Annotated in this window: 17 protein-coding genes; 7 read left to right on the top strand and 10 right to left on the bottom strand. The window is 69.9% G+C overall.

All coding sequences use genetic code 11. From position 1 onward, the window contains the following. Positions 1–126: 126 nt before the first annotated feature. The 6 genes from CDO81_RS04475 to CDO81_RS04450 are packed head-to-tail and all read left to right on the top strand — an operon-like array spanning position 127 to position 8539. Positions 127–693: a PEP-CTERM sorting domain-containing protein gene (locus tag CDO81_RS04475; protein ID WP_088481918.1), complete on the top strand. Its 567-nt coding sequence runs from the start codon at positions 127–129 to the stop codon at positions 691–693. Next, positions 690–3497 carry a pectinesterase family protein gene (locus tag CDO81_RS04470; protein ID WP_088481917.1) on the top strand — a complete coding sequence of 936 codons (2808 nt, stop codon included), beginning with the start codon at positions 690–692 and terminating at the stop codon, positions 3495–3497. Before CDO81_RS04475 ends, CDO81_RS04470 begins: the two co-directional genes overlap by 4 nt. 35 nt (positions 3498–3532) lie before the next feature. After that, positions 3533–6028, top strand: coding sequence for a TonB-dependent receptor plug domain-containing protein (locus CDO81_RS04465; protein WP_088481916.1), 2496 nt, complete (start codon positions 3533–3535; stop codon positions 6026–6028). Further along, entirely contained in the window at positions 5935–6429 is a 495-nt protein-coding gene (locus CDO81_RS29075; RefSeq protein ID WP_088481915.1) for a TonB-dependent receptor, read from the top strand. The genes CDO81_RS04465 and CDO81_RS29075 overlap by 94 nt, the downstream gene beginning before the upstream one ends. Positions 6430–6431: 2 nt before the next feature. Further along, entirely contained in the window at positions 6432–7784 is a 1353-nt protein-coding gene (locus CDO81_RS04455; RefSeq protein ID WP_088481914.1) for a pectate lyase family protein, read from the top strand. A gap of 2 nt (positions 7785–7786) precedes the next feature. Continuing rightward, positions 7787–8539: a rhamnogalacturonan acetylesterase gene (locus tag CDO81_RS04450; RefSeq protein WP_088481913.1), complete on the top strand. Its 753-nt coding sequence runs from the start codon at positions 7787–7789 to the stop codon at positions 8537–8539. A gap of 9 nt (positions 8540–8548) precedes the next feature. Here the strand turns inward: CDO81_RS04450 and CDO81_RS04445 are convergent, their stop codons facing one another. Further along, a complete protein-coding gene (locus CDO81_RS04445) occupies positions 8549–8881 on the bottom strand; it encodes a hypothetical protein (protein WP_088481912.1) in 333 nt (110 codons plus the stop codon). Positions 8882–8954: 73 nt separating this feature from the next. Then, positions 8955–10055: a dienelactone hydrolase family protein gene (locus CDO81_RS04440; protein WP_088481911.1), complete on the bottom strand. Its 1101-nt coding sequence runs from the start codon at positions 10053–10055 to the stop codon at positions 8955–8957. 47 nt (positions 10056–10102) lie between these two features. Between CDO81_RS04440 and CDO81_RS04435 the strand changes: the two genes are divergently transcribed. Beyond that, positions 10103–10876, top strand: a complete 774-nt coding sequence (locus tag CDO81_RS04435) for a substrate-binding periplasmic protein (protein WP_088481910.1) — start codon at positions 10103–10105, stop codon at positions 10874–10876. A gap of 8 nt (positions 10877–10884) precedes the next feature. On the opposite strand, the gene CDO81_RS04430 is transcribed toward CDO81_RS04435, so the two are convergent. The 8 genes from CDO81_RS04430 to CDO81_RS04395 all read right to left on the bottom strand — a co-directional run bounded on the left by CDO81_RS04430 (position 10885) and on the right by CDO81_RS04395 (position 23554). Beyond that, positions 10885–12180, bottom strand: a complete 1296-nt coding sequence (locus CDO81_RS04430; protein ID WP_088482439.1) for a TRAP transporter large permease — start codon at positions 12178–12180, stop codon at positions 10885–10887. A gap of 136 nt (positions 12181–12316) precedes the next feature. Beyond that, complete coding sequence (locus CDO81_RS04425) at positions 12317–12811, bottom strand: TRAP transporter small permease (RefSeq protein WP_088481909.1); 495 nt, start codon at positions 12809–12811, stop codon at positions 12317–12319. Continuing rightward, positions 12808–13764: a TRAP transporter substrate-binding protein gene (locus CDO81_RS04420; RefSeq protein ID WP_088481908.1), complete on the bottom strand. Its 957-nt coding sequence runs from the start codon at positions 13762–13764 to the stop codon at positions 12808–12810. Before CDO81_RS04420 ends, CDO81_RS04425 begins: the two co-directional genes overlap by 4 nt. A 9-nt stretch (positions 13765–13773) precedes the next feature. Then, a complete protein-coding gene (locus CDO81_RS04415) occupies positions 13774–15387 on the bottom strand; it encodes a family 43 glycosylhydrolase (RefSeq protein ID WP_088481907.1) in 1614 nt (537 codons plus the stop codon). Beyond that, on the bottom strand, positions 15384–16703 hold the full coding sequence (locus CDO81_RS04410; RefSeq protein WP_088481906.1) for a pectate lyase family protein: 1320 nt from the start codon (positions 16701–16703) through the stop codon (positions 15384–15386). The genes CDO81_RS04415 and CDO81_RS04410 overlap by 4 nt, the downstream gene beginning before the upstream one ends. 14 nt (positions 16704–16717) lie before the next feature. Then, positions 16718–17671, bottom strand: coding sequence for a sugar kinase (locus CDO81_RS04405; protein WP_241516836.1), 954 nt, complete (start codon positions 17669–17671; stop codon positions 16718–16720). A gap of 133 nt (positions 17672–17804) precedes the next feature. Continuing rightward, positions 17805–19460: a ShlB/FhaC/HecB family hemolysin secretion/activation protein gene (locus CDO81_RS04400; protein ID WP_088481905.1), complete on the bottom strand. Its 1656-nt coding sequence runs from the start codon at positions 19458–19460 to the stop codon at positions 17805–17807. After that, complete coding sequence (locus tag CDO81_RS04395) at positions 19457–23554, bottom strand: MBG domain-containing protein (RefSeq protein ID WP_158218159.1); 4098 nt, start codon at positions 23552–23554, stop codon at positions 19457–19459. Before CDO81_RS04395 ends, CDO81_RS04400 begins: the two co-directional genes overlap by 4 nt. Positions 23555–23673 lie beyond the last annotated feature (119 nt).

Here is a 23673-nt window from a genome sequence, read left to right as displayed (position 1 = left end):
GAGGGTGCGGCCTGCGTCTGCACCCTCTTGCGCTTGAGGCGCACACAAGACCCTGCAGGTCTTCCGCCGTAACACCAAGAAGCGCCGGCCGCCCACGGGCAGGACCGGCCTCGATGGAGACAACACGTGAAGACTTGCAAGACCCTGGCGGTCCTGGCTGCTGCATGCCTGACCGCGTCGGCGCACGCCGACGACACCTTGCCCGCGGGCATCCTCATTACGGGCCAAGTCAGCGGCGCCAGTACGCAGCTGTATGGTCTGGATTTCCTGTCCGGTGACGACACCGCCAGCAACATCACGCGCCTGTCGGCGACCGAGATCGAGTTCATCTCGGCCGATGGCGCGCTGCAGGTGGACTTCTTCACCGATGGCCGCATCCAGGTCTGGAACAACACCGGCGACCTCGCACTGCCTGGCCGCTACACGCTGAGCTTCAGCTTCGCCGGCCTGACCCAGCCGCTGGCGGCCTTGGCGCCGGTGGACGTCACTGCCTTGAGCAGCGGCAGCTACAGCTTCGTGCTCACCGGGCCGGACACCGTCAGCCTCACGCTCGACAACCTCAGCTTCACGAGTCAGTGGGGCATCCTCACGGCCCAGGTGACGGCCGCGGCCGTGCCGGAGCCCGCCAGCCTGGCGCTCTTCGGGGCCGGCCTCGGCCTGCTGGCGCTGCGTCGCACGCGGAGGTCCGCATGAAGCCGCTGCACCATCTGATCGCCTTCGCGCTGGCGGCCTGCGGCCTCGCGGCCCAGGCGCAAGACGTGGCCCGCCAGACCGCGCCCGCTGACGGCTGGGGCGCCGGCACGGTGGGCGGTAGCGCCGCCACCGCCGAGCGCATCTACACCGTGCGCAACCGCGCCGAGCTGCTGAACGCCATCACCAACGGCGGCGACCTGCCCAAGATCATCAAGGTCGTCGGCACCATCGACATGACCGAAGGCGTGCGCTTCTCCAGCACCGCCGACCAGAAGGTGCGCGCGCGCGTGAAGCTGCCCAGCAACACCACTCTGATCGGTGACGGCCCCGGAGCCGGCTTCATCAATGCCTGGATCGACATCACCAGCGTCAGCCAGGTCATCGTGCGCAACCTGACGATCGTGGCCCCCTGCGACGTCGGCCCGGTATGGGACCCGACCGACGGCGCCACCGGCAACTGGAACTCCCAGTACGACGCCATCGGCATCGTGACCGCCACCCAGGTCTGGATCGACCGCAACACCATCACCGACGCGCCGGTCACCGATGACACCCTGCCCATCGAGAACGGCAAGACCAAGCAGTGCCACGACGGGGCGATCGACATCACCAAGGGTGCCGACCTCATCACCATCTCCAACAACCTGATCACCAAGCACGACAAGACGATGCTGGTCGGCGGGTCCGACAGCCTCACCAGTGACGCCGGCAAGCTGCGCATCACCCTCACCAACAACGTCTTCAACGGCGTGACGCAGCGCGTGCCGCGGGTGCGGTTCGGCCAGGTGCACCTGTTCAACAACTATTTTGTCGGCAGCAAGACGGCCAACCCCTATCCGCATTCCTACAGCATTGGCGTGGGCAAGCAGGCCAACATCCTGTCGCACAACAACGTGTTCGCCATTGACGGCGCGGTGGGCTGCGACAGCGTCGTGACCTACCCGAGCAGCGACCGCACCGGTGTCTTCCTGGACAGCGGTTCCACCGTCAACGGCCTGGCGCTGGGCAACTGCACGGTGGCGCCTGGCACGCCGTTCACGCCGCCGTATGCCTACAAGCCCCGGCCGACCGCCCTGGTCAAGGCCAATGCGCTGCTGCTGGCCGGCGCCGGCAAGGTGACCACGCAAATCACCGGCAGCGGCAACGTGGCCGAAGTCGCCGGCACCCGCTTCCCGGCTGCAAATGAAACGCGTGTGCCCAACGACACGCGACTGGCCATCGCCTTCGATGCACCGCCCACCATTGGCAGCAGCGGCAAGATCAACATCTACCGCACGAGCGACGACGTGCTGGTCGACAGCCTCGACCTGAGCAATGCGCCGTCGGCCACCGACACGCAGACGGTGCTGCCGCGGACCAACCTGGAGATCGATGCCCTCGGCCTGGGTGCCATGCCTGACGGCGCCACTTTTGCGCGCTACGTCTGGTATCGCCCCGTCAGCGTCAAGGGCAGCACCGCCTGGATCAAGCCGCACAACAACAAGCTCGACTTCAACACCAGCTACTACGTCACCGTGGATGCCGGCGTGCTCGTCGGCACGATCAAGGGCACGGCGTTCGCGGGCATCGGCAAGGCCGACGGCTGGAAGTTCACCACCCGACCGGCGCCGGCCAGCTTCACCAGCGTCAGCGTCGACGACAACGGCAGCACCGCAGACTTCCGCACGCTGCAGGGCGCGTTGAACTGGATCATGAAGAACTGCTCCACCAACAGCCCGGCCGCCAACGGCTGCAACACGGTGGCCACCCCGAAGCTCATCACGCTGGCCAACGGCAGCTACCCGGAGCTGAACATCCTGCGCAAGGTGTCCAACCTGAGCATCGTGGGCGAAAGCCGCGACGGCGTGGTGGTGGGGGACGTGAACTTCGAGTCGCTGAACTCGGGCAGCGGCGCCAGCAGTGCCGCCGCGGGCACAGCCCTCAGCACGTCTGGCCGCACGCTCGGCCACCGCGTGCTGGGCGGCGGGCGCGCGTCCTTCCTCGTCGAGACGGCCGATCTGCTCACGCTGCAGAACTTCACCCTGCAGAACCCGCATGTGCGCAGCACCAGCTGGGACAACCAGGCCGAGGCGCTGTACTTCAACACCAGCACCACCGCCGCGGCGGCGCGGTTGGTGGCCAAGCAGATGAACTTCCTGAGCCAGCAGGACACGCTGCAGCTCAAGGGCTACAACTGGATCTACCAGTCGCTGGTCGCCGGCAACGTCGACTTCATCTGGGGCAGCGTGATGGCCAGCCTGTTCGAGGAGTGCGAGATCCGCTCGGTGGTGGACACCGGCAGCAGCTCGCCCGGCTACATCCTGCAGGCGCGCGCCACGCCGGGTGACAAGGGCTTCATCTTCCTGAACAGCCGCCTCACCGCCGACCCGGGCGTGACCCAGGCCTACCTGGCCCGCAGCGGGGGCACGACCTCGACCACCTACATCGACCACATCGCCTTCGTGAACACGAAGATGGGCTCGCACATCCTGCCGGTGGGCTGGTGCGTGGGCACCGGCACCAGCAAGACCGGCGTGGGCACCGGCAGCTGCAGCAGCAATCCGCCGCCCTGGGCCGGCACGGCCGATGGTGCGGCCACCGACGCGGTGGGCTGGCGCGAGTACGGCAGCACCGACCTGAACGGCGCGCCGCTGAACATCAGTGCCCGGCTGTCGCAGGGCCTGGTCACGGTGAATGGCCAGTCGGTGAGCCTGTCGCTGGCACGCCAGCTGGGTAGCGCCGCAGGCCTGACCAGCCGCGCCGACATCTTCCAGAACTCGACCATCGCCACCGGCGCGCCGGGCGGCTGGGTGCCCGCGCCCTGAGCGCCTCGCCTGAAAAATCAAGAACAGGAGACGACATGACTTCCAGGATTCCGCAGGCCGCCCGGCGCCTGAACCTGTGCGCCGCGGCCGCGCTCAGCCTCATCGGCGCAGCACAAGCGCAAACCAGCGATGCACCGCAGGCGCTGGAGCGCATCCAGATCACGGGGTCATCCATCAAGCGGCTGGCCGGCGAGACCGCGCTGCCGGTGTCCGTCGTCAAGTCCGAAGACCTGGAAGCGCGCGGCCACACCGAGCTCAAGGATCTGGTGCTGGAGATGCCCCAGTCCTTGTCCCTGGGCACCAACAGCGGTGCTGCCGGCCCGATGCTGAACCTGCGCGGGCTCGGTGCGATGCGCACGCTGACGCTGCTCAATGGCCGCCGCATGGCCAACGAGCCGCTGCAGGATCAGTACGTGTCGGTCAACGTCATCCCGCGCATGGCGCTGGACCGGGCCGAGACGCTGCGCGACGGCGCCTCGTCCATCTACGGCTCCGACGCGATCGGCGGCGTGCAGAACTTCTGGACCTACAACACCTACAAGGGCCGGCGGCTCAAGGTCGAGTGGAACCAGCCCGAGCACTCGGGCGGTGGCGAGACCAAGGCCATCGGCGCCATCCTGGGCGTGGGCGACATCGGCACCGACGGCTGGAACGCCTATGTGTCGCTGGACCACCAGCGCAAGTCGGCCCTGTTCAAGATCGACCGCCCCGAGCTGTACGACTACTCGGTGCTGTCGGCCATGGGCCTGGGCCTGCTGCCGGACAACAAGAACCCCAGCCCCACGGCCAACTTCGGTTTCAGCACCAGCGCGAACTCCAACTACAACCCAGCCTTCGCCGCGGGCTGCGCAGCGCCGTATTCGCTGCCCACGCTGGGCGCAGGCAGCGTCGCGGCCACGCCCACCTACACGAACGCCGGCTGCTACCGCAACCCGAACTACTACGACGCGGTGACCGACGGCAGCAAGATCACCAACGTCTTCGCCAAGCTGAGCTGGCGCATCAACAACGCGCACAGCCTGAGCCTGGAAGGCCTGCACTCGACCTTCAACGTGCAGAAGTTCCGCGGCATGCAGACGCCCGGCAGCACCGCGCCGGCCACCACCTACAGCATGCCGGCCACCAGCAAGTACTACCCCGGCAAGGGCATCACGCCGGCGGTCAAGGTGGTGGGCAGCAACACCGGCAGCAATTCGCCGGCCATGTACATCGACGCCACCAAGACGCCCGGCACGGTCAGCGACCTCAACATGAACAACCGGACGATCTATTTCGTCTGGGGCCCGGCCGAGCTGGGCTCGGCCTATCGCAATGACGAGCAGACCAACGACCGCCTGGTGCTCAGCGCCGAAGGCACGGTGGCGGGCTTCGACTACCGCGTGGGCCTGAACTACGGCAAGTCGTTGCGCGACACCCGTGCCGGTGGCGGCTACATCCTGTACTCCAAGGCACAGGAGGGCTTCACCAAGGGCATCCTCAACCCCTTCGGCCTGCAGGACGCCGAAGGCCTGGCCTACCTGAAGAGCATCGAGGCGAGCGACTACACCTACCGCGTCAACCATGCTTACAACCGCAGCGTCGACGCCACGCTGACGCGCACGCTCATGGAGCTCTCGGGCGGCCCGCTGGTGCTGGCGGTCAGCGGCGAGCTGCGCCGCGATTCGGCCAAGGTCGATGCCGCGCCGCTGGATTACGTGGCCAAGGACGCCAACGGCAAATACTTGATCGATGCCTTCGGCAACGTCACCAAGCACGACCTCGTGGGCGAGACGCCGACCGGCGTGGCGCGCGACCTCAGCCGTGATATCAAGTCCGCCGTCATCGAGGTGGACGCGCCGGTGACCCGCCGGTGGAGCCTCAATGCCGCGGTGCGCTCTGACACTTACAACGACCTCAAGACCACCACCGTCAACCCCAAGCTGTCGGTGCGCTACCAGGCGCTGGACCAGCTGGTGCTGCGTGGCTCGGCCAACACGGGCTTCCGGGCGCCGTCCATCATGGACATCCAGAACCCCACGCCCGAGGTGCGCAGCCAGCTGATGGACGACCCGGTGCTGTGCCCCAGTGCCACGCCTACCGTGGCCAACACCGGCAACCCGGTCAATGGCTACACGCGCGACCAGGTCTGCAACGTGCAGACCAACTACTGGACCAAGTCACCCGACAACAGCTTCCTGAAGCCCGAGAAGTCCAAGGGCTGGACCGTAGGCCTGGCGCTGGAGCCCACCAAGGGCCTGCTGATGACGGCCGACTACTGGGGCATCAGGCTGACCGACATGCTGGGCGCGGTCGCCATCGCCGAGGTGCAGCAGCAGCCCGCCAAGTACGTGCAGAACATCGTGCGCAAGGCGGACGGCACCATCGACTACATCGTGGCCAGCCAGGCCAACCGGGGCGACACCAGCATCCGCGGGCTGGACCTGTCGCGCTCTACCGCGTGGCCACGCCCATCGGCCAGGCCACCTTCCAGCTCGAAGGCACCTATTACGAGAGCTACCGCTTCAGTGCCGAGAAGGGGGGCGAGATGCTGAGCAACGTCGGCGTCATCACCAACGATGCGCGCTACGGCGGCGCAGGTGTCAACTCCGGCCTGGCCGGCATGCCGCAGATCAACCCGCGCTGGAAGCACACTGCGTCGATCGGCCTGCGCAACGGGCCGTGGTCGGGGCTGGTTTCGGTGCGCTACAACACCGGGCTGACCGACCTGACGCCGCGCGCGGGCTCGTCGATCACGCAGGTGAGCCCCTACAGCCAGTACGGTGCCAGTGTGGCCTACAGCGGCTTCAAGGGCCTGAAGCTCAGCCTGGCGGTCAACAACTTCACCAACGCCAACCCGCCGATCACGTCCAACACGATCTACACCGGCTACATCACGAGCCTGGCGGATGTGCTGGGCCGGGCCTACAAGCTGACCGCCGACTACACCTTCTGAGCATGACGATCTCGGCACACTTGCGCCGCCGTGGCCTGCTGGCCGCGGGTGGCAGCCTGGGCCTGGCAGCCTGGGCACCGGCCTTGGCGCAGGCGGGTGACCGCCCGGCCGAGCGGCCCCTGGGCATCGTTACCCGCGGCTGGACCAGCACCCAGGGCGGCCGCGGCGGGCGCCTGCTGAAGGTGACGACGCTGGCCGCCAGCGGCCCCGGCAGCCTGCAGGCGGCGCTGGCGGCCAGCGGGCCGCGCGTCATCGTGTTCGAGGTGGGAGGCGTCATCGACATGGGCGGCCAGCCGCTGAAGATCACCGAGCCCTTCGTCACCGTGGCCGGCCAGACCGCGCCGGACCCCGGCATCACCGTCATCAAGGCCGAGACGACCATCGCCACGCACGATGTGATCCTGCAGCACCTGAGCTTTCGCCCGGGTGAGTTCGGCCGGCCCAAGAAGAGTGGCGGCGACCAGGACGGCATCTCGACCGTCGGTGGCGCGCACGACGTCATCGTGGACCACTGCAGCTTCTCCTGGGCCACCGACGAGAACCTCTCGGCCAGTGGCCCGCGCTTCCAGGGCAAGACGGTGGAGCAGTGGCGCGAGGCCACCTCGCATCGCATCACCTACAGCCACAACCTCATCTACGAGGGCCTGAGCAACTCGGTGCATGCCAAGGGCGAGCACAGCAAGGGCAGCCTCATCCACGACAACACCACCGGCGTGCTGCTCTACGCCAACCTGTACATCTCCAACCGGCAGCGCAACGCGCTGTTCAAGGGTGGGGCACAGGGGGCGATGGTCAACAACCACATCTTCAACCCCGGCGACCGCGCGGTGCACTACAACCTGCTGGCCAACGAATGGGAGGCGCAGCCCTACCAGGTGGGCCGGCTGGCGCTGGTGGGCAATTCGCTGCGCCACGGCCCCAGCACGGTGGCGGGCACGCCGTTCTTCATGTTGCTCGGGCAGGGCGACCTGGAGCTCTATCTGGCCGACAACCTCGCCCAGGATGCGCACGGTGCGCCGGTGCCGCTGCTCGGCCGCCATGCCACCACCACCGCGAAGCTGATCGTGGCCGCCCAGCCAGAGCTGCCGCCCCAGCTGCCGCCGCTGCGGCCGGCGGCCGTGCTGTCGCGCGAGCTGCCGGTCTTCGTCGGCGCCCGGCCCTGGGCACGTGACCCGCTGGACGCGCGCGTGCTGGCCGAGATGGCCCGCGGCGCGGGCCGCATCATCGACAGCGAGGTCGAGAATCCCCTCGGCTACCCGCGCCACGCGCCCCGCCAGCGGGCTTTCCAGCCCGACGACTGGCATCTGGACGACATGAGCCCCAAGGCCGGCTGGCCGGCCCTGCCTGCGACCTGACCATGAAACGACGGCTTGCACTGATCCTTCTGACCGCCGCTTGCGCGAGCGTTGCGCACGCACAGTCGCCGGCGGCCTCCGCCCCGCGCGGCGAGACCACCGCCAACGTGGCCACTGGCCCGCGCGTCATCCTCGTGGGCGACTCCACCATGGCGCCGCGCAGCGGCTACGGCAATGCCTTGTGTGCGCGCCTGCAGCAGGTGGCCTGCTTGAACCTGGCCCGCGGCGGGCGCTCCAGCATGAGTTTTCGCGCCGAGGGCCTGTGGTCCACGGTGATGGCCTTGCTCAACGAAGGCACCAGCCGGCAGAAGACCCTGGTGCTGATCCAGTTCGGCCACAACGACCAGCCCGGCAAGCCGGGCCGCTCGACGGACCTCGCCACCGAGTTCGGCCCCAACATGGCCGGCTATGTGAAGGAAGTGCGCGCCGCGGGTGCCGAAGTCGTGCTGATCACCCCGCTGACCCGCCGGACCTTCAAGGACGGGGAGCTGCCCAACGACCTGCGCCCCTGGGCCGAGGCCATCCTGAAGGTCGGCGCCGAGCAGGGCGTGCCGGTGCTGGACCTGAATGCCATCAGCCATGCGGCGGTGGCTGCGATGGGCCAGGCCGGGGCCGACACCCTGGCCGAAGCGCCACCGCGGTTTGACCGCACCCACCTCGGCCCCAAGGGCGCAGCCCTGTTCTCAGGCCAGGTGCTGGACGGGTTGGTTCGCCTCAAGCCCGAGCTGGCCGCAGCCCAGACGCTGCAGCCCTGAGGCCTTGGCTCAGGCGCCGGTCGCGTTGGCCGGCTTCTTGGGTGGGCGCCGGATGAGTGTGGCCTGGTACCAGGCCTCGTTCATGCGCGCCAGGAAATGGCCGTTGATCGGGAATCCGCAGCCGTCGCCGAGCACCGCCTCGCTGCCGCAGTAGGGGCACATCGCGGTCTGCGCGGCAATGGCCTGGGGGTCGTCGATGTTCTCCACGGTCAGGCCCGTCCAGCCAACGATTTCCTCGGGCTTGAACAGCCGCACGCAGTGGCAGCAACCGCACAGTTTGCTGCCCTCGATCTGGGCATGGTTGTTGGTGGTGTAGCGGTAGGCGGCGAGGAGTTCGTTCATGGCAGGCGTCAGTCCGGCGATGGCGCAAGTGTGGCGCGGGTTGGGGCGCCACGCCATCGTGCATCTGGGGATGTCAGGCGGTCGCCTGCATGGCCAGCCAGGCCGTGGCGGCCTGCTGGGCGTCCAGGCCAAAGCGGTGTCCCCCCGGCAGACTGAGTGTGCGCAAGCCCCCGCCGGGTTCCCACGCCGGCGCCAGCCGCGCCCAGGCCTGCTGGACGGCGTCCCAGGGGAACAGGCGGTCCTCGGGGGAGCCCATCAGCAACAGCGGGCGCGGCGCGATGAGCGCCGCCACGTCCGGGTGGTCGAGTTCGGCCGCCAGGCCCGGATGGGCCATGCTGAAGGCCGACTGGCCCACCAGGGTGTGCTCGCCCGGGCGCAGCAGACCCGCGCGGGTGCACATCCAGTGGGCGGCCACGCAGGCCGACACCTCGCTGCAGACGGCGGCCAGCTGCCAGGCGCGGAAGGCCCCCATCGAGAACCCCAGCACCGCCACGCGCCGCGGGGCGATGCCCGGCTGCTCGCGCAGCCAGCGGTGGGCGCGCAGGTCGTCGCTCGCGATCACGCCAGCCCAGCTGTGGCCGAGCTGCATCAGGTGGTTGGCCAGCGCCTGCTGGTCGTCGCGGGCCAGGCCCGGACGGCTGCGTTCGCCCCAGCCCAGGGCGTCGATGGCCAGCACGGCGAAGCCGGCCTGCACCAGCGCCTCGCCCACGAAGCGGCCGTCGAAGTAGCGCTGCGCCCAGGCCTCGGCGGCGGGGCTGGCGGCCAGTGGCCGCACCAGCTTCTCCTTGCCAATGTCAAAGCGCGCGCCATGGTCGTGCAGGGCCAGCACGGCAGGGTGGGGCCCGGGGCCCTTGGGCTGCAGGAAGAGGGCGGGCACGCGGTCGCCGAGCGCGCCGCGCAGCTGCAGGTGTTGTATGCGGTGGTCGCCCCGGTCCTGCTCGGCCAGCACCTCCGTCGCGAAGGCGCTGCCGTCATCCCCGGGCCGCAGCATCAGCCGCTGCGCGGTGGCCAGGGCCTGGGGGCGCCAGGCCCCGTCGGCGCGCCAGGCCTGGCGCGGCTGGTAGCGGCGCAGCAGGGCGGCGAGGGTCTCGTCCAGCGGCTCGGTGCGGCCCAGGCCCACCCAGGCTGAAGCGCCCAGGGCAGTGATCAGTTGGCGGCGGCCGAGGCGTGTCATGGTCAGTCTGGAGTGGCTGCGCAAAGGCGCTGTGAGACAGTGCGCGGGTGATTGTTGATCGTCGCCATGCCTGCCTGTTTGCCTTGCTTTGCCCGGCTGTGCTGGCGCGGGCGCAGGGGCTGCCGGCTCTGCGCATAGCCTGGAGCGACTACCCGCCCTTCCAGGTGCGGGGCGAGAACGGGCAGCCGCAGGGGCTGGATGTCGAGTTGATCGAACTGATTGCCCAGGAGGCGGGCGAGAAGCTGTCGTGGTCGCGCCGCCCATGGGCGCGTCAGGTGCCCGACATCAGCCAGGGCGAACTCGACCTGATGGGCTCGGCCACGCCGTCTCCGGAGCGCCTGGCGCTGGGTGAGTTCACGCTGCCCTACCGGCAGGAGCGGGTGGCACTCATCGCGCTCGGCCCCGAGTCGGCGCCGGTGCGGCGCCTGGCGGACCTCAAAGGCCGCAACCTGCGCATCGGCTTCATCCGCGGCGTCACCTTTCCGGCGTCGGTGCGCCAGGCCCTGGAAGACCCGGAGCTGGCCAGCCTGATGGTGCCGCTGTACGCCAACGACCTGACGCTGTCGGCCCTGCGCGGTCACCGGGTGGACTACGTCATCGACGACCCCACCACGCTGATGCAGCGTGCCGAGCGTCAGGCCGGTGAGCCGCTGAAGGTGGTGCTGGAGCTGGCCGTGAGCCCGGTGCACCTTTTCGTCAGCCGGCATGTGCTGCAGCTGCGGCCCGACCTGGTGAAGCGACTCAACCAGGCCATCCAGCGTGCGCGCCAGCGGCCGGAATGGCAGCGGGTGCTGGCCCGCTACCCGGGCGCCAGCACCTGAGCCGGACGTCAGCCGCCGATCCAACGCGGCAGCGCCAACGACAGCGCCGGGATGTAGGTCACCGCCAGCAGCGTGGCGAGCAGCGCGCCATAGAACGGCGCGATGGAGCGCATCACCTGGCCCACGCTGACCCCGCCGATCGCGCAGCCCACGAACTGCGTGCTGCCCACCGGCGGCGTGTTCAGGCCGAGGGCGCAGTTCAGCAGCATCACGATGCCGAACTGCGTGGGGTCCATGCCGGCCTTCATGCAGATGGGCAGGAAGATCGGCGTGCAGATCAGGATGGTGGCGGCCATGTCCAGGAAGGTGCCGAGCAGGAAGAGCAGCACGTTCACCCACAGGAAGATCAGCCAGGCCTGGTTGCCGCTCATCTGCTCCAGCCATTCGCCCGTCTTCTGCGGCACCTCGTACAGCGCCATGAAGTAGCCGAAGGCCGACGAGATGCCGATCAGCAGCAGCACCACGCCGGTCGTCTTGCAGGCCTTGGCACAGGCGGCCAGGAAGCCCCGCCAGGACAGCGACTTGTAGGCCACGCCCGTGACGATCAGCGCCCAGCACACGGCCGTGGCGGCCGACTCGGTGGCCGTGAACACGCCGCTCAGGATGCCGCCCAGGATGATGACGATGACCAGCAGGCCTGGCAGCGCAGCGACGAAAGCCGAGAACACCGCGCCCCAGCCCGGGAAGGCGCCATTCGTCGGGTAGCCGCGCTTGACCGCCACGCCATACGCCGCCACCAGGTTGGCCACGGTCAACAGCACCGCCGGCAGCAGCGCAGCCAGGATGAGGTTGAACACGCTCACCGCCGCGATGCCGGCGGTGGCCAGCACGTAGATGATGAGGTTGTGCGAGGTGGGCATCAGCGCGCCGACCAGCGCGGCGTGGGTGGTGACGTTGACCGCGTAGTCGGCGTCATAGCCCTGGCGCTTCATCAGCGGGATCATCACCGAGCCCATGGCCGACACGTCGGCCAGCGGCGAACCCGCCACGCCACCGAACAGCGTGCAGCCGACCACGTTGCTCATGCCCAGCCCGCCGCGCACGTGGCCCACCAGCCGGTTGGCGAACACCACGATGCGCTCCGCGATGCCGCCGTGCAGCATCAACTCGCCCGCAAAGATGAAGAACGGGATGGCCAGGAAGCTGAACACCTGCATGCCGCCCACCATCTTCTGAAAGACGATGGCCATCGGCAGGTCGGCCGCGAACGCCGTGGCCACCGACGACAGCCCGATGGCAAAGGCGACCGGCACGCCCAGCAACAGCAGCAGCACGAAGCTGCCGCACATGACCCAAAGTTCCATGCCTTCCATTGCTCAGGCGCTCCTCAAATTCAAAAACGCCACAGAGGCACAGAGACACAGAGAACATCGGTTTCCTCCGCGTCTCTGGGCCTCCGGGGCTGTGTTGTTCAGTGGGTGGGCATCAAGCCAGCGCATGTCAAACCCCGGCTTCTTGCACCGGCGTGTCCCGCCACAGTGCAATGAGGTGCTCGATGCAGACCAGCACGATGAGCACGCCGGCAATCACCAACGGCAGGTAGTCCAGCCCTTCGGGCACGCCGAGCATGGGCTTGGGCTCGTCCCACTTCAGCGAGAGCCATTCCCAGCCCGCCATGCCCAGCAGAACTGCAAAGGCCATCACGCACAGGTGGATGAGCGCCTCGGCCACGCGCTGGGCTGCGCGCGGCAGCAGCGCGACGATGGACTCCATGCCCAGGTGCCCGGCATCGCGCACGCCCACGGCCACGGCCAGCGCGGTGATGTAGAGCACCAGCAGCAGGGCCACGGGCTCGGTCCAGGTGGGAGAGTCGTTCAGCAGATAGCGGCCGAGCACCTGCCATTGCACGCAGATCACGAGCGTGACCAGGCCCAGCACGGCGGCGCGCAGCGACCAGCGCGACAGCGCCGCGCAGAAACGGGTGTAGGCGTTCATTTCGTGTCCTGGATGGACTTGACCAGTGCCTGCAGTTCCGGCGTGTTGACGAACTTGGCCAGCACCGGCTGCACCGCCTGGCGGAAGGCCTCGCGGTTGGGCTGGACGATCTCGGCGCCAGCCGCCTTGACCGTCGCCAGGGACTTGGCTTCCTGCGCGTCCCAGCGCTCGCGCTGCACCACCACCGAGGCCTTGGCGGCCTCGCGCAGCTGCGCCTGCTGCTCGGGCTTGAGCTTGTCCCAGACCTTCTTGCTGATGAACAGCGCGTCAGGCGTCATCGCATGCTCGGTGCGGCTGTAGAACTTGGCCGCCTCGAAATGGCGGAAGCCCTCGTAGCTGGGCACGTTGTTCTCGGCGGCGTCGATCAGGCTCGTCTTCAGGCCGGTGTAGACCTCGCCGATGGGCATGGGCGACGGATTGGCGCCCAGCGCGTTCATCGCGGCCACCCAGAGGTCGGTCTGCTGCACGCGGATCTTCAGGCCCTTCATGTCGGCCAGCGTCTTGACCGGCTTGCGGGCATAGATGGAGCGGGCGCCGGAGTCGTACAGCGCCAGGCCCACCATGCCCTGGTGCTCGCAGGCCTTCAGGATCTCGGCGCCGGGGGCGCCGTCGAAGGCGCGGCGCATGTGGGCGGTGTCGCGGAACAGGAAGGGCAGGGCAGGCACCAGCGTCTTGGGGCACATGGCCGTGAGCTGCCCGAGGTTGACGCGCGTCATGGCCAGTGCGCCGAGCTTGACCTGGTCGACCGTCTCCTTCTCGCTGCCCAGTGCACCCTTGTTGAACACCTTGACCTTGAGCGTGCCGCCGCTGCTCTTGGCAAGCACCTGGCCGAGATGCTTCACGGCGACCACGGTGGGGTAGTCGTCGCTGTTGTGCACGTCAGCGGACTTCAGCTCCAGGGCTTGCGCCGTGGGCAGGGCCAGCAAGGCCGCGAGGGCGAGCAGAGGTTTCATGCATGTCTCCTAGTCGAGGGCGCGATAGCGCAGGTTCGAGAAGCGGGCTTCGCCGCGGCCCGCCGCATAGACGGCCGGGCGCAGGCTGGCGAAGCCGCCTGCCGTGTTGTGGTGGTAGCCGGACACGTCCATCTGCACCGGGAACTTGGCCCAGGGCTGGCTCGCGTCTGCCCGGCTGAACAGGGTGAGCACGTGCCGCACGCAGCGCAGCCTCAGCTGCATCCGGGTGCCGATGCCGGCGGGCTTGGGCACGGTGCGGATGTCCTGGCCGTAGCGGTGCAGCTGCAAGCTGCTGGCGTTCACGCCCATGCCGGCGTACAGCCGCGGGCTGTAGAACATCACGAGGCCGGCCTGCACGCCATCGTCGATGGCCAGGTCCAGCGTGAGCTCGAAGGCCGGGTCGCCCTGGATGAACCCCAGCGGCGGGCTGTCGCCAGGCCCCTTGGCGCCCGTGGCGAGCAGATGCAGTTGCCCGTCGGCCACACGCACCCGGCCGCGCTGCCCGCTGCCGCTCAGGAACTGCCAGTGGGGCTTGAGCGTCGCGCCGTCGAAGGCGTCGGACAGCGGCTGCCCGTGCGGCAGCGCCTGGCCGCCGCGGGGCTTGGGGAGCGGCGCGCCGTCGTCGGCGTCGACATGGAACCAGCCGTCGCTGCCGAAGCGCGCCGGCACGAGCAGCATCTGCCGCCCAAGCGTGTGAAAGCTGTTCTCGTAGCCGTGATACAGCATCCACCAGTCACCGGCCGGCCCCTGCACCAGGCTGCCGTGGCCGCGGGACCACCAGCGCTCGCGGGTGGAGCGGGTGCGCATCAGCGGGTTGTGCGGCGCCTGCTCCCAGGGGCCGGCAAGGCTGCGGCTGCGCGCGGCGATCACCATATGCCCGGTCGGCGGGCCGGCGGTGCCGCCCACCGCCAGCAGCATGTGCCACCAGCCGCCGTGGCGCAGCATCTTCGGGCCCTCGGGCGAGAAGCTCTCGACGTCCCAGTCGTCCGGGTAGCGCCAGGGGTCGTAGACATGCTCGATCGGGCCGGCCACGCGCAGGCCGTCAGCGCTCAGCCGCACCCGGTCGCCGCCCGACAGGAAGAGCCAGCGCTCGCCGTTGTCGTCGACCACATGGGTCGGGTCGATATGGCGCGGCAGGCCCAGCGGCTGCGGTGTGGACCACGGGCCCTCGATGCGCTCGGCCCAGCTCACCAGGATGTCGTTGGGCGACGCCTTCACCGGCAGGTAGAGGAAGTAGCGGCCTTGGTGCTTGCACAGGTCGGGTGCCCAGACGCTGCCCACGGCCTCATGCAGGGCGGGGCCGATGGGTTGCCAGTTGACGAGGTCGCGCGAACGCCAGATGAGCAGGCCGGGCACCGCTTCGAAGCTGGAGTGGGTGAGGTAGTAGTCGTCACCGTCCTTCAGCACCGTCGGGTCCGGCCGGTCGCCCGACAACACGGGGTTGAGGTAGCGGCCGTCGCCCATGTCGGCCTTGCGCTGCCCTTCGATGCCCTGCGGCCAGGGGGTGCAGGGCGGCAAATAGGGCAGGCCGGGCGCCGCAGCACAGTCGGCGGCTGCCCGTGCCGAGGCCGGCAGGCTCAGTGCGCCCGCGAAGGCGAGCAGGTGCCGGCGGGCCAGGCTCATTTCGAGACTTGCGTGAAGAGCGACATCCAGCCGGCCTTGGGGCTCATGTCGGCCAGGTTCCAGTCGGCCTCGACGAAGGCGCGCTGCGTGGCCTTGCGGCGCGGCAGGCCTTCGGGGTTGTTCTCGGTCTCGTCGTTGATGAGCTGGCCGCGGTCTTCGGCGATGTCGGAGAGCTGCTTGAAGTCCAGCGGGTCGCGCGCCCAGGGCCGTGCGCCGGCATACAGCGGCAGCAGCCGCTCCACGTCGCGCGGCGCCAGCCAGCTCAGGCCGGGCGGCAGGTAGGGGTCACGCGCCGGGATGATCTGCGCCGGGCTGCTGGTGTAGCGGCCCGTGAGCGGCAGCGGGTTGCCCTGGCGGTCCAGCGCGAGGTTGTCCTGCTCGAAAAGCTGCACATCGCCCACGCCGCCCAGCGTGAACAGCGGCAGGTTGCGCTCGGTGCCGGGCCCGGCGCGGTAGACGTTGCCGGCCAGCGTGATCTTGCCGGTCTGGTAGGGGCGGCCCAGCCATTCGTGGGCGATCAGGTTGTAGTGCACCGCCCGCCAGCCGGGGTTGTAGATCAGGTTGTTGACCATGGCACCCCACACGCCGCCCTTGAAGAGCGCGTTGCGCTCGCGGTTGGAGGCGTAGACGTTGCCCAGCAGCAGCACTTGCGTGACGTTGTCGTGGATCAGCGAGCCCTTGCTGTGCTCGCCCTTCAGGTGCACCGCCTCGCCGAGGCCCTCGTAGACGAGGTTGTGGCTGAAGGTGATGGCATGCGAGGTCGCGGCGCGCCAGTCGTCGGGTGTGGCGCCCTCGAAGCGCTTGCCGCTGGCCGAGAGGTTTTCGTCCGTCGCCCAGGAGAAGGTGCAGTGGTCGACGATGACGCGCTCGGCCCCGGTGCCGGTGGAGAAGGCGTCGTGGTCGTTGCCGCTGCGCTTGGGCCGGCCATAGGCGCCGGGGCGGATGGTGAGGTGCTGCAGGATCACGTCCTTGGCGAACACCTCCAGCTCGCCTTTCACCAGCGTGATGCCGGGGTCCGGCGCGGTCTGGCCGGCGATGGTGACGCGGCCTTCGCGCAGGGGCCAGCTCTTGCCGCCGAGGTCGATGACGCCGCCCACCTCGAACACGATGATGCGCGGGCCCGGCGTGTCCAGCGCCGCCTTGAGGCTGCCGGGGCCATCGGACGCGAGCGTCGTCACGCGCAGGATCTTGCCGCCCTGGCCGCCGGTGGTCTGTGCCCAGCCGGCATGCACGTAGGTCGCGGGATGCAGCGGTGCGGTGTTGACCTGCGCGTGGCAGGCGCCGGCCAGCAGGGCCAGGGTCCAGAGAAGGCGCATGGGGAGGGTCCGGTTCAGGCGAGCAGGTCTTGCATGGCGTCGCGTGGGATGAGGGCGCCCGGATGCTGGATGACGCGCGCAGCCAGCCGGTTGCCGAAGGCGGCTGCCTCGGCCGCGGCCGCGCCCCGCAGGCGCTGGCTCAGGTAGCCGGCGGCGAAGGAGTCACCCGCCGCGGTGGTGTCCACCACGCGGGCCACGGGCTCGGTGGCCACCTCCTGCCAGACGGCGTCACCGCCGATCAGCGTGGGCAGGGCGCCGCGCTTGATGGCAACTTCCTCCACCGACAGCGCCTGGGCCGCGCTGACGGCGGCTTCCAGCGACGGCAGGCCGTGCAGGGCCTGGTGGTCGTCAGCCGTGATCAGGGCCACGCTGGCCGTGGCGAAGGCGCGCCCGTACCAGTACCGAGCGTCGGCCACCGACTCCCACAGCCGCGGGCGGTAGTTGTTGTCGAAGGCCACGAGCTTGCCGGCCGCGCGCATGCGCGCCATCAGCGCCAACACGCGTTCACGGCCCGAGGGCGGCAGGATGGCCAGGCTGATGCCTGACAGGTAGAGCGCGTCCAGCGCATCGGCCTGCTCCTCCAGCGCGGTGCTGGCGGTCTCGAAATACGACCTCGCCGCGGCCTGGCCGCGCCAGTAGTGGAAGCGCCGTTCGCCACCCGCGTCCAGCTCAATGAGGTAGAGCCCGGGCAGGCGGCCCGGCAGGCGCTGCACCAGGCCGGTCTGCAGGCCTTCGGCAGCCCAGCGCTCCAGCATGCCGCCGCTCAGGCTGTCGTCACCCAGCGCGGTGGCGTAGTGCACGCGCAGCGCCGGGCCGCCGCAGCGGGCGAGGTAGACGGCCGTGTTCAGGGTGTCGCCGCCGAAGGTCTGGCGCAGCTGGCCAAAGGCCTGGCCCTGCAGTTCGAGCATGCATTCGCCCAGGGCGGCGATGGACACGGGGCGGTGGGCGGCGCCAGGGGAGAGAGTCACGAGATCAGAAAATGAAACAGCGGTTCAAATAAGATAACTCGGCTGGTTCATTCCGATCACATGGTTTACCCCGCGTCGGGTGCGGGCGCCGGCCAACGCTCAAGGCGTTGCGCGCCGGGCGCCGGGGCGCGGGTCAGAAGCTGCTGCCGATGGACACCCAGCCCTGCCGGCCGCGCGCCTGGGGGTCGGCGCCGCGGTGGCCGTCCCGCCAGGCCAGGGTCGCCTCGCAGAACACGCCGCCCTGGCTGTAGCGCGTGCCGATGCCGCCGCCCGCCCGGCGTTCCTGCCGCAGCCCGCCCAGCCAGGGTCGGGCATTGACCGTCACCGCACCGGCGTCCACGAAGGCAAACGGTGCCCAGGCGCCGTGGGCGTGCCGCAGTTCCCATTGGGTGAGCCAGCCACGGTCGCCACTGGCGTCGCCGCTGGGCGCGGCACGCACGCCGCTGGCGCCCCCGAGCGACAGCTTCTCGGACGCGTCCAGGTTCTGCCGGGCCCACTGCACGGTGGCCCGCGCATGCAGGCTCCAGGCCGGCGCAAGGGCTTGCAGCCGCGCCAGGGCGAGCGTGGTCTTGCTGTAATGGCCGGCGGTGCCGGCCGTGGCGGCGTCCATCGCGGCGGCGGTGGCGTCCAGCCGCAGGCGGCCGGGCGTGTGGGTGAGGCTGCCGTAGGTGAGGCCGCCACCGCCCCAGCCGTCACGGGCATCGAAGCTCAAGGTCAGCGGCAGGCTGCGGCTGGTCTTGTCGGTCGGCTGGCCGGCCTGGCTCGGGCGGTCCTGCAGCGCGCGGTGCTGCCAGCTGCCCGCCAGCGACAGGTTGGCTTGGGACGAGCGCAGCAGCGGATACGAGAGCCCGACGCTTGTGACAGCGGCCGTGCCGCTGGCGCCCAGCGTGGCGAACTCCTGGCCCAGGGTGTAGGCCATGCGCGCGGCGCTGAGCTCGGCGCGCAGGCCCGAGCCACCCAGCGGGCGGCTGTAGCCAAGATGGCCGAACCACAGCGAGCGCTCGGTGCGCTGCAGCCGCGCGCTGATCTGGTCGCCCAACGTGAGGGCGCTGTCGGCGTCCAGCGCGGCATTGACGCGGCCGCGGCCGGTGTAGCGGCTGCCGTGGTTGTCCAGGCTCAGGCTGGCGCGCCAGGGCGCGGTGCGCTCGACGGCCACGTCCAGATCGCCGGTGCCCACGGCCTGGCCCGGGCGCAGCACGGGCGTGACGCGCACGCCCGGCTGGTCGCCCAGCACGAGCACTGCGCGCTCCAGCCGGGCGCTGTCGATGACCTGACCCGGCGCGAGGGATGCGAAAAAGGCTTGCGCGGCCGTGGCCAGCGCGTCGTCACCCGTGGCGCGCACCGCCCCGAAGCGGCCTTCGATGATGTCGATGCGCAGCGTGCCGGCGGTCATCGTCTGCGCAGGGATGAGCGCCCGCGCGAAGGGATAGCCCCGGGCGCGGTAATGCGCCGTGATGCGATCCGCCAGCCCGCGCAGCCCGGCGAGGTCGAAAGCCTGGCCCCGTACTTCGCCCAGCGCCGCGAACAACTCAGCCTCGGTGAACACGCTGTGGCCGCTGAATTGCACGGCCGCCAGCGTGACCTGGGGCCCGCCACCGGCCGGGCCGGCAGCACGCGTGGGCAGCGGCGCGTCCAGCCGGAGTGCAGGCGCGGCACGCGACGGGCGCGGGGCGGGCGGTTGCTGGAGCTCCGGCGTGGCGGTGTCCGGCGGCGTGGCCGTCTGCGCCTGGGCGAGCGCCGCCGTGGCGCAGCCCAGCAGGCTGGCCAGGAGGGTGACGGCGCCCCTCATCGCGCGGCCTCGGCCGGTTCGTCGGCCTGTGCCGTTGCGAGGCCCAGGTTGATGCCGCCACGCAGCACCGTGACGCGCGAGAGCGCATCGCCCCGCGGGCTGCCCGGCAGGGCGGTGGAGGGCGGCGGGTCGCCTCGGCTTGTTCCAGCTGTGCTGGATGTGCCGGCGGGTGACGTCGCCGCCGACACCGCAGCTGCCGCGCTGCCCAGCGACGCCACGGCCGCGTTGTAGGCCGCGCTCTCGCGGATGGTCAGCAGGCCGTTCTGCGCGGTGATCAGGTAGTTGCCGTTGGCCAGGCCACTGGCGTCGATGGTGTAGCGACCGACGTTCTCGCCCGGGGCGCGCTTGAGGCTGCCGCTGAGTGCGTCGCCGCTCACCAGGCTGCCAGTGGTGACGGTGTAGGTGAGTGCGGGGTCGGCATTGCCATAGGTCTTGCCCTGGTCATCCGCGGTCACGGTGATCGGGCGCGGCGTGATGCTCAGGCTGCCGTTGCGTGACGTGACGGTGTAGTTGGGGTTGCTCAAGCCGCTGGCATCCAGGACGTAGAGCCCCACGTTCTCGCCAGCAGCGCGCGTCACGCGGCCGGTGAGCTGATCGGTGCCGACCAGGCTGCCGCCGGTCACGGCGTAGGTGAAGCCGGGGTCGGCGTTGCCGTACACCTTGGTCTGGTCGCTGGCCGTGACGGTGATGGGCCGGGGGTCGATGGCCAGGGTGCCGTTGCGCACCGTGACCAAGTAGTTGCCGTTGCCCAGGGCGCTGCCATCGATGGTGTAGCGGCCCGCGTTTTCGCCCGGGGTGCGCGTGAGGTTGCCGCTGAGCTGGTCGTTGCCCACGAGGCTGCCGCTGCTCACGGTGTAGCCCCAGGCGGGGTCGGCGTTGCCGTAGGTCTTGGCGGCGTCGTTGACGGTGACGGTCAGCGGGCGCGGGCTGATGGTCAGCGTGCCGTTTTGTGAGGTGACGAGGTAGTTCGGATTGGCCAGGCTGCTCGCGTCGATGAGGTAGTGGCCGACGTTCTCGCCGGCGGCGCGCGAGAGCGTGCCGCTGAGGCTGTCACCCGCGACGAGGCTGCCTTGGCTGATGCGGTAGCTCAGGGCCGGGTCGCTGGCGCCGTAGACCTTGTCGAGGCTGTCTGCCGTGACGGTGATCGGCCGCGGCGAGATGCTGAAGCTGCCGCTCTGCGCCGTGATCAGGTAGTTGCTGTTGGACAGTCCGCCGGCGTCGATGGTGTAGCGGCCCACCTGCTCGCCGGTGCTGCGCGTCAGGTTGCCGTAGAGCAGGTCGCCCGCCACCAGGCTGCCGGTGGTGATGCCGTAGGTCAGCGCCGGGTCGGCGTCGCCGTAGACCTTGCCCAGGTCATTGGCCGTGACGGTGATGGGCCGGGGCGTGACCGTCCAGGTGGCGGCGGCGCCAGCCCGCAGCGTGTAGCTGCTGTTGCCCAGCGTGACGCCGCTGCCGTAGCTCAGGCTGTAGCTGCCCGCGCCCGAGCTGGCCGAGGGCACTGCGCCCGACCAGATGACGCTGCCACCGGGCGAGGCATCGGTCACCAGGCTGCCCCCGCTGCTGCTGGTGTAGAGGCCGTAGGTCAGGGTGGGGGCGTTGCCGTAGACGCTGCTGCCCGAGATGAGCCGCAGGTAGATCGGGGTGGCGAAGCTCGCGTCCGGGTAGAAGGCCACCAGCACGGGGTAGCCGCTGTTGATGCCTGACGCCAAGCCCCAGCTGCTGCTCGACCAGCCGGCCCCGGTGAAGGTGCTGGCGGTCTTCATCTGGGTCGTCGTGCGGCCGGTGCCGCCGGCCGAGGTGCTGCGGCCGGTGGTGCTGGTGTCCCAGAAGCTGTTGCTGACGGTGCCGGCCGTGCGCTGGTAGACCAGCCCGCCGCCCCCCGACGTGCTGATCAGGCCGGTGGCATAGGTGTTGGTGACCGTGCCGCCGCTCATGGCGCCGATCAGGCCGCCCACGTAGTTGAGCGACCCGTTGCCGAAGCCGCCGCTGGTGAGCGCATTCGTGGCGTAGGCGTTGCTGACCGAGCCGCCGGTCATGCGGCCAACCAGGCCGCCGAGATAGACATAGCGGCCACTGGCCGTGAGCGCGCCGGTGGCATAGGCCCGGGTGATGGTGCCGCTGTTGGTGCCCGCAATGCCGCCGGCGTAGGTGCCCCAGTTGGCGGAGCTGATGGTCGCGGACGAGGTGCTGCTGTCGATGCTGCCGGTGTTGATGCCCACCAGGCCGCCCATGGCGTTGTAGTCGGGCCCGCCGTTGTTGAGTTGGCCGGTGCTGTACACGTTGCGCAGCGTGCCGGCGTTGCCACCCGCGACCGCGCCGATCGGGATCAAGTAGGTGTTGTCGTTGTAGCCCGCCTTGGCCACGTAGATGTTGGTCACGCCCAGGTTTCGCACCACGCCTGCGGCGCCGATCTGCCCGAACAGGCCGGTGTGGAAGAGCCCGTAGCCCTGGTAGAGCCCATCGACCCGGTGGCCCAGGCCTTCGAAGGTGCCGGTGAAGGGCGTGGCGGTGCTGCCGAGGGACGTGAAGCCGGTGTAGCCCGAGCCGCCCGGGCTGGTGGCGAAGTTCCAGTTGGCGCTGCTGCTGGCGTCGATGTCGGCCCCCAGCGCGTAGTTGCCAGCCAGGCCCCCATTGATGCCCTGCAGGTCGGTCGTGCTGGTGCTGCCTGCGCTGCCCAGGCTGGTGATGACGGTGTAGGTCGTGACCGCGCCGTCGCTGCCGAGCCGGGTGCTGAAGTTGGGCCCGGCGCGCAGGCTGACGGGCGCATTGACGGCATAGCTGGCCGTGTTGCCGGCCGCCACCGCGCCCTGGCCGTACTGCAGGGCCAGCCCGCCATTCGCGCCGGTGGCGGTGATGGCCTGGTTGATGGTGATGTTGCGGTGCGCGCTGAGCGTCAGGGTGGTGTTGGCGCTCCACTGGATGGCGGCATTGACGGTGATGTCGCCATCGCTGCCGCTCTCGCCCGCCGCGGTGCTGGGCGTGTTGTTGCCGCTGGTGGTCAGCGTCACATGGCCCGAGGCCAGCGCGCTTTGCACCGTGCCGGCCAGGCTGGCGTCGATGTTGAGGTTGACCGGGTCCACCAGCCATTGCGCCGCGGTCACCGTGGTACCGGCCGGCATGGCGAGCACCTGGCCCGAGGTCTCCACGAAGCCGCCGGGCGCGCGCAGGCTGCCGCCGGCCTGCAGGGTGCCGTCGTGGGCGAAGAGGATGATCTCGCCGCGCTCCCCTGTGGCGAGGGACTCCGCCTGCGTCACGCCGGTGTGGTTGATCACGCTGCGTGTGAGATCGCCCGCGGCGCGTGACGTCAGCAGCACCTGGCCGCCGTCCGCACGGATCACGCCGCCGTTGGCGATCCAGGTCTCGACCGCGCCGCGGTCCACGCTGAGCTTCACTGGCCCGCCCAGGTCCAGGGTCACCCGGCTGCCTGCGCCCATCAAGACCTGGCCCTTGGTCGCCGTGATGCTGCCGGTGTTGTCGATCCGCGCTGCGATCAGCGCCACCGCGCCGCCCTCGGCGGCCTGCAGGCTGCCCTGGTTGACGATGGCCGGGCTGGTGACGGTGGTGGCGGTGGGACCGGTGAAGGTGGTGCGGCCCGTGCCGTCGTCAGCGCTCAGCGCGAGCGTCGACGCCACCAGGGTGCCCACGTTCACCTGCGCCGTGGGGGTGAAGAGCACGCCGTTGGGATTGATCAGGAAGACCTGGCCATTGGCCTTCAGCGCACCCTGAATCGTTGAGACATCGGGCCCGATGACGCGGTTGAAGGCCACCGCGCTGCGCGACGGCTGCACGAACTGCACCGTGTAGCCGCGGCCGATGTCGAACTGCTGCCAGTCGGTGGCCAGCCGGGCGCTGGTCTGGGTGATGGTCATCGTCTGCCCGGCCTGCGTGATGCTGGCACTGCCGGCTGTCACCTGCCCTCCCGTGGGCAGCGCGCCGGCCGCCCATGTGGCCGTCGACAACATCGCCAGCACGGCGGCGGCCACGGCGCGCAAGCCCTGACCCTGGTGGGCGAACGCATGCTGCAGGGCAGGCTGGCCCAGGCGGGGAATCGTGCGGAGGAAGTCGGGAGCTTGGACGGGGCGGAGGGCGGTCATGGCCGAGGGCGCAGGCATGGGTTCGAAAGTGTTCCGAAATGTTGCCATCCGGCCTGCCCGCGCTCTCTGTACAAGGCGGCCCGGGCCGGTGGTTTTCGGCATCCGGTCGATGTGCGTGG

Origin of the sequence: Roseateles puraquae (assembly GCF_002205845.1) — a bacterium.
Classification (GTDB): Bacteria; Pseudomonadota; Gammaproteobacteria; order Burkholderiales; family Burkholderiaceae_C; genus Pelomonas; species Pelomonas puraquae.
Note: the sequence above shows the minus strand (reverse complement) of the source record. Positions and strands in the feature narration are given on the sequence as shown.